Origin of the sequence: Devosia geojensis (assembly GCF_000969415.1) — a bacterium.
Classification (GTDB): Bacteria; Pseudomonadota; Alphaproteobacteria; order Rhizobiales; family Devosiaceae; genus Devosia; species Devosia geojensis.
The window spans coordinates 16,383-34,367 of the sequence record NZ_JZEX01000053.1 but is presented as its reverse complement, the minus strand read 5'-3'; the positions used below and the strand labels follow the sequence as shown (position 1 = coordinate 34,367).

Annotated in this window: 20 protein-coding genes; 10 read left to right on the top strand and 10 right to left on the bottom strand. The window is 65.9% G+C overall.

All coding sequences use genetic code 11. The features are described 5' to 3' along the window. Window positions 1-87 precede the first annotated feature (87 nt). The gene (gene ypfJ / locus VE25_RS04410; RefSeq protein WP_046107386.1) at window positions 88-963 is read left to right on the top strand and encodes a KPN_02809 family neutral zinc metallopeptidase; all 876 of its coding nucleotides are present in this window, start codon (window positions 88-90) and stop codon (window positions 961-963) included. Window positions 964-1,088: 125 nt separating this feature from the next. After that, window positions 1,089-1,607 carry a cupin domain-containing protein gene (locus tag VE25_RS04405; protein WP_046107385.1) on the top strand — a complete coding sequence of 173 codons (519 nt, stop codon included), beginning with the start codon at window positions 1,089-1,091 and terminating at the stop codon, window positions 1,605-1,607. On the opposite strand, the gene VE25_RS04400 is transcribed toward VE25_RS04405, so the two are convergent. From VE25_RS04400 to carA, 3 genes are all read right to left on the bottom strand, one after another. Then, the gene (locus tag VE25_RS04400) at window positions 1,604-2,512 is read right to left on the bottom strand and encodes an NADP-dependent oxidoreductase (RefSeq protein ID WP_046107384.1); all 909 of its coding nucleotides are present in this window, start codon (window positions 2,510-2,512) and stop codon (window positions 1,604-1,606) included. The two genes, VE25_RS04405 and VE25_RS04400, sit on opposite strands and share 4 nt — an antisense overlap. A 116-nt stretch (window positions 2,513-2,628) precedes the next feature. After that, entirely contained in the window at window positions 2,629-3,369 is a 741-nt protein-coding gene (locus VE25_RS04395) for a GNAT family N-acetyltransferase (protein WP_046107383.1), read from the bottom strand. Next, the gene (gene carA, locus VE25_RS04390) at window positions 3,366-4,565 is read right to left on the bottom strand and encodes a glutamine-hydrolyzing carbamoyl-phosphate synthase small subunit (protein WP_046107382.1); all 1,200 of its coding nucleotides are present in this window, start codon (window positions 4,563-4,565) and stop codon (window positions 3,366-3,368) included. The genes VE25_RS04395 and carA overlap by 4 nt, the downstream gene beginning before the upstream one ends. Window positions 4,566-4,752: 187 nt before the next feature. On the opposite strand from carA, the gene VE25_RS04385 reads away from it, so the two are divergent. Further along, complete coding sequence (locus VE25_RS04385) at window positions 4,753-5,202, top strand: GatB/YqeY domain-containing protein (RefSeq protein ID WP_046107381.1); 450 nt, start codon at window positions 4,753-4,755, stop codon at window positions 5,200-5,202. A gap of 155 nt (window positions 5,203-5,357) precedes the next feature. Here VE25_RS04385 and VE25_RS04380 read toward each other — a convergent pair whose 3' ends face one another. Then, entirely contained in the window at window positions 5,358-6,551 is a 1,194-nt protein-coding gene (locus VE25_RS04380) for an MFS transporter (RefSeq protein ID WP_046107380.1), read from the bottom strand. 293 nt (window positions 6,552-6,844) lie between these two features. Here VE25_RS04380 and VE25_RS04375 point away from each other — a divergent pair, with 293 nt between their 5' ends. Next, complete coding sequence (locus VE25_RS04375) at window positions 6,845-7,414, top strand: HdeD family acid-resistance protein (RefSeq protein ID WP_083988711.1); 570 nt, start codon at window positions 6,845-6,847, stop codon at window positions 7,412-7,414. Here the strand turns inward: VE25_RS04375 and VE25_RS04370 are convergent. The 6 genes from VE25_RS04370 to VE25_RS22625 all read right to left on the bottom strand — a co-directional run bounded on the left by VE25_RS04370 (window position 7,405) and on the right by VE25_RS22625 (window position 12,100). After that, window positions 7,405-7,779, bottom strand: coding sequence for a hypothetical protein (locus tag VE25_RS04370; protein ID WP_152664505.1), 375 nt, complete (start codon window positions 7,777-7,779; stop codon window positions 7,405-7,407). The genes VE25_RS04375 and VE25_RS04370 overlap by 10 nt on opposite strands. Before the next feature lie 26 nt (window positions 7,780-7,805). Continuing rightward, window positions 7,806-8,420: a DUF6969 family protein gene (locus VE25_RS04365; protein ID WP_046107377.1), complete on the bottom strand. Its 615-nt coding sequence runs from the start codon at window positions 8,418-8,420 to the stop codon at window positions 7,806-7,808. A gap of 454 nt (window positions 8,421-8,874) precedes the next feature. Then, window positions 8,875-10,092 (bottom strand): YeeE/YedE family protein, encoded by a 1,218-nt coding sequence (locus tag VE25_RS04360; protein ID WP_046107376.1) that lies wholly within the window; start codon window positions 10,090-10,092, stop codon window positions 8,875-8,877. 247 nt (window positions 10,093-10,339) lie between these two features. Further along, on the bottom strand, window positions 10,340-11,260 hold the full coding sequence (locus tag VE25_RS04355) for a sulfurtransferase (RefSeq protein WP_046107375.1): 921 nt from the start codon (window positions 11,258-11,260) through the stop codon (window positions 10,340-10,342). A 196-nt stretch (window positions 11,261-11,456) separates the two neighbouring features. Then, window positions 11,457-11,702 (bottom strand): hypothetical protein, encoded by a 246-nt coding sequence (locus VE25_RS04350; protein ID WP_046107374.1) that lies wholly within the window; start codon window positions 11,700-11,702, stop codon window positions 11,457-11,459. 20 nt (window positions 11,703-11,722) lie between these two features. After that, entirely contained in the window at window positions 11,723-12,100 is a 378-nt protein-coding gene (locus VE25_RS22625; RefSeq protein WP_152664504.1) for a hypothetical protein, read from the bottom strand. Window positions 12,101-12,478: 378 nt separating this feature from the next. Between VE25_RS22625 and dnaG the strand changes: the two genes are divergently transcribed. From dnaG to VE25_RS04320, 6 genes are all read left to right on the top strand, one after another. Further along, window positions 12,479-14,416, top strand: coding sequence for a DNA primase (gene dnaG / locus VE25_RS04345; RefSeq protein ID WP_046107373.1), 1,938 nt, complete (start codon window positions 12,479-12,481; stop codon window positions 14,414-14,416). Window positions 14,417-14,664: 248 nt separating this feature from the next. Beyond that, entirely contained in the window at window positions 14,665-16,737 is a 2,073-nt protein-coding gene (rpoD, locus tag VE25_RS04340; RefSeq protein ID WP_046107372.1) for an RNA polymerase sigma factor RpoD, read from the top strand. Window positions 16,738-16,756: 19 nt separating this feature from the next. After that, window positions 16,757-17,038 carry a DUF4160 domain-containing protein gene (locus VE25_RS04335; protein WP_046107371.1) on the top strand — a complete coding sequence of 94 codons (282 nt, stop codon included), beginning with the start codon at window positions 16,757-16,759 and terminating at the stop codon, window positions 17,036-17,038. Next, a complete protein-coding gene (locus VE25_RS04330) occupies window positions 17,013-17,282 on the top strand; it encodes a DUF2442 domain-containing protein (protein WP_046107370.1) in 270 nt (89 codons plus the stop codon). The genes VE25_RS04335 and VE25_RS04330 overlap by 26 nt, the downstream gene beginning before the upstream one ends. Window positions 17,283-17,288: 6 nt before the next feature. After that, window positions 17,289-17,564, top strand: coding sequence for a DUF2442 domain-containing protein (locus VE25_RS04325; protein WP_046107369.1), 276 nt, complete (start codon window positions 17,289-17,291; stop codon window positions 17,562-17,564). Window positions 17,565-17,620: 56 nt separating this feature from the next. Beyond that, the gene (locus VE25_RS04320) at window positions 17,621-17,911 is read left to right on the top strand and encodes an HlyU family transcriptional regulator (RefSeq protein WP_046107368.1); all 291 of its coding nucleotides are present in this window, start codon (window positions 17,621-17,623) and stop codon (window positions 17,909-17,911) included. Window positions 17,912-17,985 lie beyond the last annotated feature (74 nt).

Sequence of the window (17,985 nt, the reverse complement as noted above, 5' to 3'; positions counted from 1 at the left end):
CTGTGCAGACGACGGTTGGATAGACTGGGCCGCTAGGCGCGGGGTCGCGCGTTGCCGGAGGGACGGGGCAGCTTGTGGAAGTCCCTGATGTTTGGTGAAGTGTCGCGGCGCCGGTCACGCGTCGGCGGCATGGGGCGGGGCGGGGGCATCCGCATACCGACCGGACGCACCACGGGCGGCGCCGGCGGGCTCATCGCCATCGTCGTCGTCCTCGGCATCCTCTGGGCGGTGACCGGGCAGAATCCGCTCGAGATGCTGGCGGGCGGCGGGCAGTCGCAGCTCAATCCGGCGGCCGGCAGCTCGCGGCAGCTGCCGCAGGAGGGTCAGGACGAGCTCGCCGATTTCGTCGGCGTCGTCATCAAGGAGACCGAGAACCTCTGGACCGAGCAGTTCGCCGCCATCGGCGAGGACTATCCCGAGCCGACGGTGGTGCTTTTCACCGATGCCGTCAATTCGGGCTGCGGGATGGCGGATGCGCGCACCGGGCCGTTCTACTGTCCGGCCGACCGCAAGGTCTACATCGACCTCGCCTTCTACGACCAGTTGCACCGCCAGTTCGGCGCGCCGGGCGATTTCGCCCAGGCCTATGTGCTGGCGCACGAGGTCGGCCACCACATCCAGAATCTCACCGGCGTGCTGCCCGAGTTCAACCGCGCCCGACAGTCGATGAGCCAGGAAGAGGCCAACCAGTGGTCCGTCCGCGTCGAGCTGCAGGCCGACTGCTATGCGGGCATCTGGGCCAACTATGCCGGCCAGCAGAACCTTCTCGAGATGGGTGACGCCGAGGAGGCGATCAATGCGGCCAACCAGATCGGCGACGATACGCTGCAGAAGCGCATGCAGGGGTTCGCGGTGCCCAAGACCTTCAACCACGGCACCTCGGCGCAGCGGCGCGCATGGTTCACCCGCGGGTTCGAGAGCGGCGACGTCAACGCCTGCGACACGTTCTCAGGCAATGTGTGAGGAATCGAGGGAGATTTGAGTAAAATGTCATCGCATTGTCGGGGGGCGTTTTAATCGGGTTTGACCGGCCGGCGTGAACCCGATGCGAGCTTGCCGCGTTCGGAAAGAATCGGGAGGCAGAACCCATGCTCATCGGCAACATCGCATCCGTCAGCATCGAGCAGTTCAACGACGACGGCCGGTTTCCCAATAGCCGGCTGCCGCTCCTCATCTACCGGCACGCGCTCGCCGAGGACGGGGTCAGCCCCGAGCAGATGGAGCTGCTCTTCGGCACCAACAACTGGCCGGCGCAATGGCGCAGCGGCATCTATCCCTTCCACCACTACCACTCGACCGCCCACGAAGTGCTTGGAATCGCTAGAGGTTCCGCCCGGCTGATGCTCGGCGGTCCGGAAGGGCGCGAGTTCGACGTGGCGGCGGGCGACGTCATCGTCATCCCGGCCGGCGTCGCGCATCGGCGGCTCTCCTCGTCCGACGATTTCCTCGTCGTCGGCGGCTATCCACCCGGCCAGAGCTGGGACCTCTTGGAAGGCAAGGACGGCGAGCGGCCGCGCGCCGACGACAACATCGCCCACGTGCCCTTGCCCGAGACCGACCCTGTCGGCGGCACGCAGGGGCCGCTGCTTGAGCGCTGGAAACCTTAGCGGACCGCGACCACGATCTTGCCGCGCCCGTGGCCGCTCTCGAGCTCGCGGTGGGCCTCTACGATATCGTGGAGCGGGAAGATCCTGCGCACGGTAGCGGCGAGCCGGCCCTCTGCGGAGAGCGTGAGGAGCTTGGCCAGACGCTGGCCGTCTCGCGCGCCTCCCACCGCGCGCAGGCCGAGTTCCTTGCCACGCGGATCACCCAGCGAGGAAATCCGCGCGAGCGGCACGCCGAGTGTCAGCGACAGGTCGAGGGCAGGGCCGCCGGCGCAATCGAGTATGGCGGTGACGCCGCGCGGCGCGGCGTCCGAGATGCGCTCGGCAAGGCCCGGTCCGTAGACGAGCGGCACAGCGCCGATCCCGCCGACATAGTCCTGATTGGCGGGACTGGCCGTGCCGATGACGGTCGCCCCGCGCAGGAGCGCCAGTTGGGTGGCGAAGGTGCCGACGCCGCCGGCCGCGCCATGGATCAGCAGCACGTCGCCCGGGCCGATATCGAGGGCCTCTACCGCGGCATCGGCGGTCTGGGCCGTGCCGCCGAGGGTCGCGGCCTCGGCGAAGGAGAGCTGGGCAGGCTTGAGCGCAATGTCGCTGGCGGGAACGACGAGATATTCGGCCGCGCATCCGAAGAGGCGCCTGCCGGCGACGGGATCGCCGACGGAAAAGCCGGTCACGCCCCCGCCAAGCGCATCGATCCTGCCGGAGAACTCGTTGCTGGTGGTGATCGGCAGGGCAACGCCGGGCGGCAGGGGCAGGGTGCCCGAGCGCACGCGCCGGTCGAAGGGCTGGATGGCTGCTGTCTCGACCTTGATGCGCACCTCGCCGGACGCCGGCTCGGGCACGGGAATATCCTCGATGGCAAGCACTTCGGGACCGCCGAAGGCGGCAAAGCGGGCTGCGCGCATGACAAGACTCCCCTCAAGCTGTCGGGTGCCGACAAGTTAGGCGAGGCGCGCGCGTGTCGGCAGGGGCGCTCCATAGATTCTTGTTGCGCGTCAGGGCGTTTATGGAGAACGCACGCCTAATCGAGCGGGTGGCGCAGCCAATAGTTGGGCTCGGTGTAGACGCCGATGCCCTTTTCCAGGTCCACCTCCAGCGGCGCGAGGCCGCGCGGGAGCCAGTAGATGCCGGACTGGGGGAAGCGCAACTCTGTCCAGCGCTGCCATTGCTCGAGGGTGCCGGTCACGGTCATCGAGCGTAAGGCCGGCTTCATGAAGGTGGCGCCCATCTGCGTGTGGGTACGCAGCCAGGGGTCGAACGGCGTGCCGTCCTCGCGGGTCCAGCCGCAATAGGTCTCGAAATCGTGCAGGGGATAGAGGTGCTTGCGGGTCGGGCGCACGGGCGCGACCATGATGCCGAGGCCTGCGGCGCGGGCGGCGGACTTCATGGCTTCCAGCATTCGCTGGGCAAGGCCGGAGCTGCGATGATCGGGGCGTACCCCGACCGAAAGGGCCGAGACGGCGTCGCAGGCAGTGCCCTGGCGCGCGGCATTGCCTCCGGTCTCTAGCACCCAGTCCCAACCTTCGTCGGGCAGGTCATCCTGCCAAGGGAACGGAATGCAGTTGCCAAGGGCGGCAATGGTGCCGGTTTCGCTGTCGATGGCGATCGTCTGGAAGCGGGCGAGATCGCCCTTGTAGAGATCGTTCCAGTACTCGAAGTAGGCGGGCGTCGAGATATAGGGCGGCCAGAGGGAGCCGCCCATCTTCTCGGCCGGTCCGACGAGATCGGGCCGGTCCGCCGCTGAAACGAGCTCGATGGTCACGGCTTGACGAATTCGGGCTGCTTGTCGAGGCCCTTCTGTTCGCGCACGTGGTTGAGGAAGCGGGTGAAGAGATAGTGGCTGTCCTTGGGGCCGGGGCTGGCTTCCGGGTGGTACTGCACCGAAAAGATCGGCTTGCCCTCGACCTTGAGGCCGGCATTGGAGCCATCGAAGAGCGAGACGTGGGTCTCGGTGACGCCGGACGGCAGGCTCGCCTTGTCGACGGCGAAGCCGTGATTCATCGAGGTGATCTCGACCTTGCCGGTCGTCAGGTCCTTGACCGGGTGGTTGGCGCCATGATGGCCCTGGTGCATCTTGGAGGTCGTGCCGCCGAGCGCCAGCCCCAGGAGCTGGTGACCGAGGCAGATGCCGAACATCGGCTTGCCGGTCTCCATCAGCTTCCTGATGGTCGGCACCGCATACTTGCCGGTCGCGGCCGGGTCGCCGGGGCCGTTGGACAGGAAGATGCCGTCCGGATTGTGGTCGAGCACGTCCTGGGCCGTGGCGGTCGCGGGCAGGACGGTCACTTTCGCGCCCTGGTCGGCGAGGCAGCGCAGGATGTTGCGCTTGGCCCCGTAGTCGATAGCGACGATGTGGAACCGCGGGTTCTCCTCCTCGCCATAGCCACGGCCCCACTGCCAGCTCGTCTGGTTCCAGTGATAGGTCTGGGCGGTGGTGACTTCCTTGGCGAGATCCAGGCCCTCGAGGCCCGGAAAGGCCTTGAGCTCGGCCATGATCGAGGGCTCGTGGAAATAGCCATCGGGCGAGTGGGCGACGACGCCGTTGGGCATGCCGTTCTCACGGATGCGGGCGGTGAGCGCGCGGGTATCGATGCCGGCGATGCCCACGATATTGCGCTTCTTCAGCCAGGCATCGAGCTTTTCGGCCGCGCGCCAGTTGGAGGGGTTGGTGATGTCGGCCTTGAGGATGACGCCGCGCACGCCCGAGAGGGCGGCCATGTTGACCGTCTCGATATCCTCGTCGTTAGCGCCGACATTGCCGATATGGGGGAAGGTGAAGGTGATGATCTGGCCGGCATAGGAGGGGTCCGTCAGTATCTCCTGGTAGCCGGTCATGGCGGTGTTGAAGCAGACTTCCCCGGCCGCGTGGCCTTCGGCGCCGAGCCCAAAACCTTCCAGGCGCGTGCCGTCGGCCAGGATCAGAAGGGCGGTCGCGGGTTTTTTCTGCCAGCCGGTCACGGTGGGAACTCCAGGGGTTCTTGCCCGCGCGTCGAGACCGGACGGCGTGGGCCGACCGGTAAGCGGGCGATTTCATCTTTCGGTTGAAGCCTGCTCTTAAAAGGCCGGCTCCACCAGCGCAAGTGGCGCGATGCACTTTCCGGCCCTATATGTTGGCCAAATCGGACAAAACAACGGGATGGCAGCCATGCGCGAGACAATCGGCGAGGGTCTGAAGACGGCATTGAAGGCGCGCGACCAGCGCCGCACAGCGACGCTGCGGGCGATCAATGCGGCGATCCAGGACAAGGACATCGCCAACCGCGGGGAGGGCAAGGGTCCGGCGACCAGCGAGGAAATTCTTTCGCTCCTGCAGAAGATGGTTAAGCAGCGCGAGGAGAGTTTCGCCATCTACGCTCAGGCCGGGCGCACGGACCTCGCGACCGTCGAGAAGCAAGAGATCGATATCCTCAACGAGTTCCTGCCCAAAGCACTCTCCGAGGCGGAGGTGGAGGCGGCCATCAAGGCGGCGATCGCTTCGACCGGCGCCGAGGGCGTCAAGGACATGGGCAAGGTCATCGCGCAGCTGAAGGCGGATTATCCGGGTCGAATCGATTTCGGGAAGGCATCGGGGCTGGTGCGTGCTGCTCTGAGCTGAGTGCCACGCCCTCGTGGTTCGAGGCTTCGCTACGCTCCGCATCTCACCATGAGGGCTACTGCGCGATAAGGGACTAACTGGGACTGCATCGGGCTCACATCAGCCCTCATAGTGAGGTGCGCCGAAGGCGCCTCGAACCACGAGGGCGTGGCAGGTTACTCGGCCGCCGCCGGTTCAGCGCCCAGCGGCGGCACCTGCCGGGCACGTTTCTCCCATACGGCAGAACCGATCGCGACGCCGACCGCCAGCACCTGGCAGGCTACCCCGATCCACGGCAGGTTGCGGTAGCCGATGCCGGCATCGATGAGGCCGGCGCCGAGCGCTGCGCCGACGGCGATGCCGACGTTGAACGCGGACGGAATGAGGGTCGAGGCAAGGTTGGGCGCGTCCGCCGCCCATTGCAGGATGCGCGTCTGCAGCGGCGAGCCGAAGGCGAAGTTGGCCCCGCCCCAGGCGAAGGCAACGACGGCAAAGGCGATGGGATAAGGGCTGACGAGATAGACCAGCAGGTACATCACGGCTTGCGTTGCAAGAATGATGATGAGCGAGGGCAGGAGCTTCCAGTCGGCCAGGCGTCCGCCGGCCATGACGCCGACGGTGGCCCCGAGCCCGAAGAGCAGCAGCACCCAGGGCACCATGTCCTGCGAAAGGCCGGTCACCTCGCGCAGGAGCGGGGCGATGTAGGTGAAGAGGCTGTACTGCCCGATCATCACTAGGAACGCGATGAGGAGCGAGAGCAGCACCTGCTGGCGGCCAAGAGCCTTGAACTCGGTGAGGAGCTTGCCGGCTGACCCGCCTTTCTGTCCGGTATCGGGCAATACGAACGCCGTGGCGAGAGTCGCGACGAGCCCGAGCCCGGCAATGGCCCAGAAGGTCGCCCGCCAGCCGAAAGCATTGCCGATGGCGGTGCCGGCCGGAACGCCGAGGATATTGGAGACGGTCAGCCCCGCAAGCAGCAGGGCGACCGCGAATCCTCGACGTTCCGGCGGCACGAGGTTGACCGCAACGATGGCGGCGATGCCGAAATAGGTGCCGTGGACGACGGCGACGAGGACGCGGGCGGCCAGCAGTAGCTCGAAACTGGGCGCGGTAGCACAGAGCACCTGGCCGGCGGCGAAGACCCCGCAGAGCCAGACGATCAGCGTCCTGCGGCTCATGCCATTGGTGGCGAGCGCCAGCAGCGGGCCGCCCGCCGCGATGCCGACGGCATAGCCCGTCACCAGCATGCCGGCGACGGGAATCGAGACATCGAGGCCGAGCGCCACCTCCGGCAGCACGCCCGCAATGACGAATTCGGCGGTGCCGAGGGCAAAGGCAGCGAGGAAGAGGGTGAGGAGCGGCAGGGACATGGGAAGGCGGCGCGAAGCGCTCTCCAAATGGAAGGGGTCTCAAACCACAGTGCATGCCCGCCTGTCCATGGAGATAATCTCGACAGGGGACGCCAAAATGTCGAGGCGACGCCGGCGCGAAGACCTGGTCGGCAGAACTGCAGTGAAGTGTTCCAGACCGTGGTGATGACAGGTGTTGTCAGCACAGATGATATTGATTTGATGCAAGAAAACACTTGGGCGGTGGCGTGAAGGGCGTATGCTGATCTTTGTGGGTTCCGGGCGGAATTCCGCCCACAACGGAGGGCTACGAAATGGCTGTCAGCCAGAGAACGATGAAGAATTACGCCTGGGCGACAGGGCTGCGCGGGCTGCTGATGCTGCTTGCGGGTCTCTATGCACTCATCTTTCCCGGGCCGGCGCTGACGGCGCTGGTGATCGCGGGCGGCATCCTCTTGATCATCGACAGCGTGCTGGGGCTGTGGAGCCTGACCTTCGGCGGCGGCAAGAGCGGTAACTACTGGTTCGACGTCATCTCCAACGTGGTCTCGCTGATCCTCGGCGTCCTGATCCTCCTGAGTCCGCTGCTGGTGACGGTGCTGACGGTGACGTTCTTCGTCTATCTCGCGGCGATCGCGGCCATCGTCGTCGGCATCATGGAGATCTGGATCGTTATCCGCGAGCGCGAGAGCTATGCGCGCATCTGGCCGGTGCTCCTCAGCGGCATCTTCTACGTACTCTTCGGCATCGTGCTGGCGCTCTTCCCGCTGATCAGCGCGGAGGTGATGATGATGTTCGGCGGAATCCTCCTCATCATCTTCTCCTTCGGGCTCTTCGGCTGGGCCTGGCGGCTCTGGCAGCGGGCCAAGGACGTTCAGTCGTAGACGACTGCGGAGCTGCCCACACGATCGAGCTGACGGGTGATCGCCGCGCCTGCGGGCGCGTCGATCACGATGCTGCCGTCCTCGCGCCAGCGGGGCGAGAGGTCATGGGTGCCCTCGGCGACAAAGAAAACCTGCGCGTTTTCCTGAGAGAAGGGCTCGGCAGCCGAATGGACTGCCGCCTGGGTGTTGGAGCCATCGGCCGCGCCGCAATCGAGGCTGAAGACAGCGAGCGTTGCCGTGCCGTCCGGCGAGGTGACGCTCTCGTGCACCTCCGGCGCGCATTGGGGCATGAGATCGGCAAGGAGCCAGAGGCCGGTGCCGACGACGAGGGCAGGGCCGGTGGTCAGCGCGATGAGCAGCGCCAAGGGGAGCTTGCGCCCGGCAGCCGGCATCAGGAAAGGCCGAGCGCGGCAGCGCTGGAGGCAAGGTCGGCTTCGATCTGCGACGTGACCTCGAGGGCGCGGTCCTCGCGGGCGGGCGTGCCTTGCGGTGGCGTGTGGGCGGCCAGAACCTCGTCGCGGCGGCGGACGAGGGCGACGATATCGTCGTGGTAGAGCGAGAGGATCGCCGTCAGCCAGCGGTTGACGAGGTAGGACGGGCGGCCGACCTCGGCGTTGAAGCGGTCGAGGAGCGCGATGGTCGTCTCGGCATCTGCCCAGGTGTCGCCGACGACCCATTGGTTGACGGTGAAGAGCCGGATGAGCTTGCCGTAAGGATCGACGCCGACGGCGACGAGATGGTGCACGGGCCCCTGCGCCCCGTCAGGCCGCAGGAAGCAGTGAAAGTGGCCGTGCTCGCGGGCGCCGGGCGAGGGATCGTGGCAGTGGTAGTACCACTGGGCGCCGCTGTCGCGGTCGTAGACGTCGCCCTCAGGATAGTGCTGCCAGGCCGTTACCGAGGGCGCGCCGCGCAGGGTATCGAGCAGCACGTTGTCGCCGGTCTTGGCGAGGATCGCCTCGCAGAAGAGGGCTTCCTGTGCGGCGCGGCGACGGGCGTCCTCTGTCATTGGTCCTCCTACTGTCCCGCGGCGGCGCAGGGCGCGGCAGCAGCGCAGGGGGCTGCCGCTGCACAAGGTGCGACAGCAGGCGCGGGAGCTGGGGCGGCACTGCACGGAGCGGTCGCGGCACAGGGTGCGACGGCCGCACAGGGTGCAGCGGCTGAGCACGGAGCTGCTGCGGCGCATGGAGCTGCTGCCGCGCAGGGAGCCGGCGCGGGAGCGGCAGAGCAGGGCGCCGAAGCAGCACATGGAGCGGCTGCGCAAGGCGCTGCTGCCGGCGCTGCGGCACATGGAGCGGCAGCGGCACAGGGGGCTGCAGCGCACGGAGCGGCGGCACATGGAGCCGCTGTGCTGGCGGCGGCCGGTGCCGGGGCGGGCGCCGCGCGGTGGGCGTAGTGGTCGGCGGCGACGGCGGAGGTGGCGACGACCATGGCGGCGCCGAAGAGGAGCGTGTTGCGGTTGCTCATGACGTCTTGAACCCGTCGAGGCCGAAGATCGGGCGGGCGAGGATGCCGAGATAGCTGCCGGCGAAGGCGGCGGCGAACCAGAGCCAGCCGTGGAGGCTCCCCGAGGCGATACCCGAGAAAAGGGCGCCGATATTGCAGCCGAACGAGAGGCGGGCGCCATAGCCCATCAGCAGCCCGCCGACGACGGCGGCTAAGAGCGACAGGAACGGCAGCTTGTCGCGCGGGGCGAACTTGCCGGCAAGGCCGGCGGCGAGCGCTGCGCCGAGGATGATGCCGAAATCCATAACCGAAGTGACGTCGGCCAGCACGCTGTCGTTGAGAGCTCGGGCCTGGGCCGGCCAGGTCCAGAACTCCCAGGTTTCGACCGGCACGCCGACCGCCTGCGCGATCTTGGCGCCCCAGAGGCCGAAGCCGTAGGTGATCGACCATGGGTGGCCGGCAGCGAGGAGCGTCGCGAGGTTGAGCGCGGCAAGGAGCAGGCCCGCGCCGACCAGCGGCCACGGGCCGTGCAGCAGGCGCTCGATGCCATGACGAGCGGGCTTCGGGGCTTTCTCGATGTCGCCGTGGGTGCGCCGCTCGATGAGCGCGGTGACAAGCGCCACGGCGGCAAGGCCGATGAGGGTCACCGCAACGCCGCCGGGCACGCCAAGGACAGTGCCGAGGCTGGTGGCGGGCATCGAGGGCAGGGTCAGCCAATAGGGCAGGTGGGCGGTGCCGGCGAGGGCGCCGATGATGAAGAAGGCTAGCGTCACCAGCATCCGGGCGCTGCCGCCGCCGACGGTGAAGAGCGTGCCCGACCCGCACCCGCCGCCGAGCTGCATGCCGAGGCCGAAGATCGCGGCCCCGATGAGCACCGAGACGCCGACGGGGGCGGTGGCGCCGACGAGCGGCTGGCCGAAGGCGTTGCCCAGGCCCAGGAGCGGAATGAAGGCGATTGCGGCGACGCCGATCATCAGCATCTGCGCGCGCATCGCGCGGCCGCGCTTTTCCACCACGAAGCGCCGCCAGCCGCCGGTGAAGCCAAAGGAGGCGTGGTAGAGCGTGGCGCCGAGCAGACCGCCGATGAGGAAGAGCAGCGATTGGCGCGGCGAGATCAGCTGCCCGATGAGCTGGGCGCCGATGAGGATCAAGAGGCTGACGACGAGGACGACGCCCTTGTCGCTGGAAATGCCGGGCGCGGATGGCGCCGGGGCGGTGGCTGATATCTGGCTCATTGTGGCTAAAGCTGGTTGGGCACTACCCGGTTATTGGACCCCAGGAGACCAGATGTCCAGAACCGGCCGAACACCCGTCACTGGAGACATCTGGTTTGGCGCCAAACCACCCTGCGGTCATCCCCGCGAAAGCGGGGACCTCCGTTCCTCTTGCTGATCCAGCCAACAGAGGTTCCGCTTTCGCGGGTATGACCCGGGGAGTGTAGGACGTTTCGAAGTCCGCAGAGTCGTTCAACGTCCCAGGCCGTCAAACGCCGTTCTCGACCGGGCGGGCCGGGTCGGCGGTCCATTCGGCAAGCGAGCCGTCGTACATGCGGGTGTTGGTGTTACCTTGCACCTCCGAGAGGCCGAACCAGATGATCGAAGCCCAGTGGCCGGTGTTGCAGAAGGCGATGTTGGCATCCTCCGCGCCCACACCGACGTCTTCAGCCAGAGCCGCAATGGTGGCGGCATCGGCGAAGGACGCGTTCTGGGCGTCGTAGAAGCTGCCGTTCTCGATGTTGACGGCGCCGGGGATGGTGCCGGGGACGCGGGTGACCGGGCTCTTGCTCTCACCGCGATACTGGCCGGCGGGGCGACCGTCGACCAGCGGCGTGCCGTCGGCAAGGGCGGTCTGCACATCGGCGGTGGTGGCGAGCAGCTCCTGGCGGAAGTTCGATGTGAACGTCCCGGGCTCGAGGACGGTGGCGACGTCGGTCACCTCGCCGCCGGCGGCCTCCCAGGCGCGGGCGCCGCCGTTGAGGATGGAGACGGCGTCGTGGCCGAGGACCTTGAAGGTCCAGTAGACGCGGGTGGCGGCGCCGAATTCCGAGGAGTCGGTGCCCTGGGCGACGATCACCACATGGTCGTCATTGGAGATGCCGAGATTGCCGATGAGCTGCGTGGCGGCTTCTTCGCCCGGGAACTGGCCCGGAATGCCCTGCACTTCCTGGCGCCAGCCGGAGGTGGCGTAGGGGGCGCTGATGGCGCCGGGAATGTGGGCGCTGGCATAGGGCTGCACGTTCTCGACGGCATCGCGCACGTCAAGGACGACGAGGCTCTCGTTGCCGAGGTTCTGCTGCAGCCAGGCCGCATCGACCAGGGGCTGATCGGTCAGCCGCTCGGCGTGGGCGGCGGTGACGAAGGCGAGGCCGACGACGGCGGCAGCGGCAAGGGTGGAAAGGCGCATGTGGAAAGCTCCCAGTCTCGCAAAGTCGTTCAAGACTAGCAAAGCGCGCGGGGCCAAGTCCGGCGACGGCTTATCCTATTGCGGCAATGGCGGGAATTATCGTTGCGGGGAGGGGGCGGGGACGAGAAAGGCATTCTCGATTGGGGCGGTCGGGTTTCGGAGGCTGCGTGCCGGCACTTGACGTCGACCGAATGGCTTACGGGGTGAATCGCCCTGTTTCTTGCAGTTGCTGTTCGATTTCTTGCTTGAGCTCCGGATAGGACGACAAGGCCCTGTCGATCAGCTCCGTGCTGATTTTGTCGATGGATGCTGCGATGCCAATCGCATACATCTTGTACTCCTCCGGACCGCACTGCGCTCGAAGAATTTTCATGAGATCCTGTAGTTGCGATCCACATTGGAACGCAACGCTGATAACATGTTTTGCGGTATCTATACTCATCTCTTTTCCTCTATTTTCCTTTATTTTCCCTGGCATATTTTCATGCAAGCGTGAAAGTCCCACATGTTTCTGTCACTCCAGCGTGGCTGCGGTCTTTCGAGAAGCGGATAACACAGGTCCAAGCACTCATCGTAACTCAGTGGACCTGCCTGGAAAGTCAATTTTTGCGCAATGGAGATGATGCGATCGACTTCACTTGAACCCGCCCGGGTCCATTGTCCTCCATCGGAACTGCCCGCAGGCACGCGTGGCTGATTGGGGTCGAAGCCGCCTTTTTCCGCCCAGTCGACTAATCGGCGGAGTGCCACTCGAACCCGAATTGCCGCCGCTTCCATCCGGAACTCCATCGTCAGGCGGCGGATTGCCCGCTTGAGTTCAAGTTCTTCGTACCAATCCATCGCGACCTCGCGTCGTTTTCATCGACGCAAGTCTCACATGGATGGAAGGCGCGGGGATAAGTTTGCTGGTTCTCGCAGTTTGAGCCCGATTTGCGGCGTCCTACCATGGGCCAGGTGTTAACGTGTGCGGTCGATATGTTAACCGAATGCTGCCGCTGGGTTACCCATGTGGGGCGGAACGTTGTGGCTGTGGGCGGGGTGCGTTTGGGCTAACGCGCTGACGGTTCAGGGGAAATTGGCACAAGGGCGTGCCGCGGCCTTGCAGCGGTAAATCGCGGCGGGTTTCAGCGTAACCGCTGCGCCCGGCGCGGGGGATAAGTGGGATAACCGGGCTGGGCGAGGTGACTTCCTGCCGGCCAGCACTTACTTATCTCTCTCATGCGCTTTTCCGACCAGTTCCTCGACGAGATCCGCCAGCGCCTGTCGATCACGCAGGTGGTGGGCGAGCATGTGCTGTGGGACAAGCGCAAGAGCCAGCCGGCGCGCGGGGACATGTGGGCGTGCTGCCCGTTCCATGGCGAGAAGAGCCCGAGCTTCCACGCGGATGACCGCAAGGGCATCTACCATTGCTTCGGCTGCGGGGCGCATGGGGACCATTTCCGGTTCCTGACCGAAAAGACGGGCATGAGCTTTCCCGAGGCGGTGGAGAAACTCGCCGCCATGGCCGGCGTGCCGATGCCGGCACGCGACGAGCGGACCGAAAAGCGCGAGCGGGAGGCCCGCGGGCTTCTCGATGTGATGGAGCTTGCGGCCAAGTATTTCGAGGCGGCCCTGGCGCACAACATTGGGGCGCGGGCGCGGGGATATCTTTTCGAGCGGGGTGTTTCGGCCGGGGCGCAGGCCCGGTTCAGGCTGGGCTATGCGCCCGACAGCCGCAATGGATTGAAAGAACACCTGGCGGCCAACGGTGTCTCGGGCCAGCAGATGATCGATGCCGGGCTCGTGGTTCACGGCGAGGACATCGCGGTGCCCTACGACCGCTTCCGCGACCGGGTGATGTTCCCCATCGCCGATTTCCGAGGGCGGATCATCGCCTTCGGGGGGCGGGCGATGGCGGCGGACGTGCCGGCCAAATATCTCAACTCGCCCGAGACCGAGCTCTTCCACAAGCGGCTGACGCTCTACAACGGGCAGGCGGCGAGGAAGGGGGCGCAGGAGGGCAAGACCGTGATCGTCGTCGAGGGCTATCTCGACGTGATCGCGGCGGTGACCGCCGGGTTCGAGGGGACGGTTGCGCCGCTCGGCACGGCGATGACCGAGGAGCATCTGCAGCTCCTCTGGCGAATGAGCGACGCGCCGGTGCTGTGCTTCGATGGGGACGCGGCGGGGCAGCGCGCAGCCGAGCGGGCGGCGAACCTGGTGCTGCCGCACCTGGCGCCGGGCAAGACGGTCAAGATCGCAACGCTCCCCGAGGGGCTCGATCCCGACGACCTGATCAAGGCGCAAGGCAGGGCCGCGTTTCAGGACGTAGTCGACCGGGCGAGGAGCCTGTCGGACGTGATCTGGAGCATGGAAACCGGTGGCCTGGTGCCGGAAACGCCGGAAGCGCGGGCGGCGCTCGAGGCGCGGTTGCGCGAGCGGGCCAATTCCATCGGCGATGCCTCGGTGCGCCGGCACTACGGGCAGGCGTTCGATGAGCAGCTACGCGCGTTCTTCACGCCGGTGCGGCGTGACCGCTGGCAGGGGCAGCAGAAGGGCGGGGCGCGCGGACCGCGGGGAAGCGCATATGCCTCGGCGGGGCGCGGCAGCCCGCGGCTCGTGGTCTCGGACACGCTGCGCAACTCGCGGCTGCTGAAGCCCAGCGTCATGGCGGACGCGACCCCGCGCGAGGCGGTGATCCTGATAAGCCTCGTCAACCACCCGCCGCTCGCCGAGGAACGGTTCGAGGCGCTGGCGACGCTCGACTTCGAGACGCCGACCGCACGCGGGCTGCTCTCGGCCATCCTCGACCTCGTCATGCGCCACCACGACATGAGCGCCGCCGACCTCGACCAGGCGCTCGGGGCGCGCGGGTTCGGCGAGGCGCTGGAACGGCTGCGGCAGATGCTGGCGCGCCAGGGCGTCTGGCAGATATCGGCCGATATCGCGCGAATCGACGCCGAGACCGGTTTGAATCACGCGCTGGCCTTGCATAACAAGAAAGTTCAGCTAAATAGGGAACTCAAGGCAGCCGAAGCGGCGCTGGGCGAAGACCCGAGCGAGGAAACCTTTGAAAGGCTGCGCGACATCAAGAACCAGATTACCACTGTGGATGGCACAGAGGCGTTGATCGAAGGATTTGGTTCGCTATCGGGACGCGCGACGCGCAGTTTTTGAGGCAAATGCCTCGAAGTCTGCGAGTACGCGCGGTTTTGCGCATCGCATTGGGTGCGTGATGGAACCGAGGCGAGCGGCTAAGGCGTTTTGATGTTAACGCTCGCTTTACCAGACCTTTACCTTGCCTTGAACTATCCCCAACTAAGCATGGTCCCGAAGATGGATCGCAGGTCTCGGAAGACCCCGACCATGCTCATGGCGACAACCTGACCGGCACCCGACCGCCCACGGGTCCCGAGGAGCACTATATGGCCACCAAGGCAGCAGTTAAGCCCAGCAAAGAGACCGAGAAGCCCGAATCGGGCCAGGAAACGACGAACGACAGCCCCTTGCTCGACCTTTCCGATGCGGCGGTCAAGAAGCTCATCAAGGTCGCCAAGAAACGCGGATATGTGACCTATGAGGAACTCAACGCCGTGATGCCCTCGGAGGAGGTTTCCTCCGAGCAGATCGAGGACATCATGTCGATGTTCTCGGACATGGGCATCAATGTCGTCGACGAGGACGAGGTCGAGGAAGCCGACAGCGATGCCGGCGGCGGAGACGATGAAGAGGGCGGGGACCTTGCGCCTTCGGGCAGCACGGCCGTCGCGTCCAAGTCCAATACCCGCGAGGGCAGCGACCGCACGGACGATCCGGTGCGCATGTACCTGCGCGAGATGGGCTCGGTCGAGCTCCTGTCGCGCGAGGGCGAGATCGCCATCGCCAAGCGCATCGAGGCCGGCCGCGAGACGATGATCGAGGGGCTCTGCGAGAGCCCGCTGACCTTCCAGGCCATCATCATCTGGCGCGACCAGCTCGCCAACGGCGAGATCCTCCTGCGCGACATCATCGACCTCGAGGCGACCTATGCCGGGCCCGACGCCAAGCAGGCGGCGCCCGCGCCGGACCTTGCGACCCTGATCGCGCCGAAATCGGCCGAAATCGAGAAGAAGAAGCAGCCCGAGCCGGTCAAGAAGGCCAAGCCCGCCTCCTCCGACGACGATGACGACTACGTGCCCGAGGAGCCCGAGGCGCCGCAGGATCCGGTCGAGGAAGAGGACGACGATTTCGAGAACGCGCTCTCGCTCTCGGCCATGGAAGCGGAACTGAAGCCGCAGGTCGTTGCGACCTTCGACCGCATCGCCGATGCCTACGGCAAGATGCGCGAGATGCAGGACCGCTACGCCGAGGATCGCACGGTCGCGGTCAGCGAAGCGGACAAGACGACCATGGATGCGCTGCGCTCCGACGTCATCGCCGACGTCAAGTCGCTCTCGCTCAACGCCAGCCGCATCGAAAGTCTCGTCGAGCAGCTCTACGACATCAACAAGCGACTGGTGCGGCTCGAGGGCCGGCTGCTGCGCCTGGCGGAAAGCTATGGCGTCAAGCGCGACATCTTCCTCGAGAGCTACTACGGCAACGAGGTGAACCCCGCCTGGGAAGCATCGCTCGCGACCCGCGAGGGCAAGGGCTGGGCCGAATTTGCCCGGCGCGAGGCCGACACCATCGCCGAGCTGCGGGGCGACATCGCGACGCTGGCGACCGAGACGGGCCTCAACATCGCCGAGTACCGCCGCATCGTCCACAAGGTGCAAAAGGGCGAGCGCGAGGCGGCCATCGCCAAGAAGGAGATGGTGGAAGCCAACCTTCGCCTCGTTATCTCCATCGCCAAGAAGTACACCAACCGCGGCCTGCAGTTCCTCGACCTCATCCAGGAAGGCAACATCGGCCTGATGAAGGCGGTGGACAAGTTCGAGTACCGGCGCGGCTACAAGTTCTCGACCTATGCCACCTGGTGGATCCGGCAGGCGATCACCCGCTCGATCGCCGACCAGGCGCGCACCATCCGCATTCCGGTGCACATGATCGAGACGATCAACAAGATCGTGCGCACCAGCCGCCAGATGCTGCACGAGATCGGCCGCGAGCCGACGCCGGAAGAGCTCAGCGAAAAGCTGCAGATGCCGCTCGACAAGGTGCGCAAGGTCCTGAAGATCGCCAAGGAGCCGATCAGCCTCGAGACGCCCATCGGCGACGAGGAAGATAGCAACCTCGGGGACTTCATTCAGGACGTGAATGCGATCCAGCCGATCGATGCGGCCATCCAGTCGAACCTGCGCGAGACCACGACGCGGGTGCTGGCCTCGCTCACGCCGCGCGAGGAACGCGTGCTGCGCATGCGCTTCGGCATCGGCATGAACACCGACCACACGCTGGAGGAAGTCGGCCAGCAGTTCTCGGTGACCCGCGAGCGTATCCGCCAGATCGAGGCCAAGGCGCTGCGCAAGCTGAAGCACCCGAGCCGGTCGAGGAAGCTGCGGAGCTTCCTCGATAATTAGCCTATACGGATTGGTGGCGATGCCGACGATCTCATGGTTCTACGGCATCGCGATCCGTATGTATGTTCGCGACCATCCGCCTCCCCACTTCCATGCCATCTATGGAGAGTATGAGGCAAATGTCTCGATCGAAACCGGTGAGGTCATCGAGGGTAGCCTGCCCAAGAGGGCTTCGCGACTGGTTCAGGAGTGGGCGCTGGCGCACCAGTCCGAACTGCGCAACAATTGGACGCGTGCACGGGCGAACGAGCAGCTTGAAAGGATAGCGGGTCTCGATGCTGACCAAAGTGACCAGCCTTAGAAAACTCGATGGTTTCCAGCTATCGGTCCGCTTTGCCGACGGCAGCGAAGGCGTGCACGATTTCGCAGAGATGGTGCGTGAGCCTGGTCCTCTGACCGAACCCCTGCGAGATGAGGCATATTTCGCGCGTGTTTTCCTCGAATTTGGCGCGCCGACGTGGCCGAACGGATTCGACATTGCTCCTGAGTGGCTTCGCCGGGAGATGTCCGCGGCCGGTGAACTTGGTCACGTGGCAGCTGAATAGCGCTTCATGCCCCTCAAGGTCACCTCCATCCGCACCGCGCCGCCGTTCAAGCTGCAGGTGATGTTCAGCGACGGCGTCTATGGCGTGTTCGATGCGGCAAGGATGTTGGGCGAGCCGGGGTCGGTTTCGGCGCTGCGGGACCGGCGGTATTTCGGGCGGGTGACGCTCGAGAACGGCGTGCCGACCTGGCCCAATCATTTCGACATCTCGCCCGACTGGCTGCGCGAGGAGATCGAAAAGCAGGGCGGTCTCGTCTTGCGCGAGACGCGCCGGGCGCGGTAGGACCAATCTACCGGTCTTAACCGACCCAAACACAGGCGGCCGCAAGGGAGAACCCCATGTCCTTTTTGAAGAAGCTCTTTGGTGGCGGCAACGACAAGCCGGCCGCGGGCGGCGACAAGGTGCTGGGCGAGGAGAGCTACAAGGGCTTCCTCATCAAGGCGATCCACATGCCGGCCGGCAGCGAGATGCAGCTCGCCGGCACCATCGAGAAGGAGATCGGCGGCGAGCTCAAGACCTACCGGTTCGTGCGCGCCGACCGCATGAGCAGCAAGGAAGACCTCGTCGCAATCGCGCTCTCCAAAGGGCGGCAGATCATCGACGAGCAGGGCGAGCGCATCTTTTCCTGACGGCCGGCTTTGCCGCTTCTGGGAGCGGAAAAGTGATGAGCCCGAGATTCAAAATGTTCTCACATCGCGGCCGC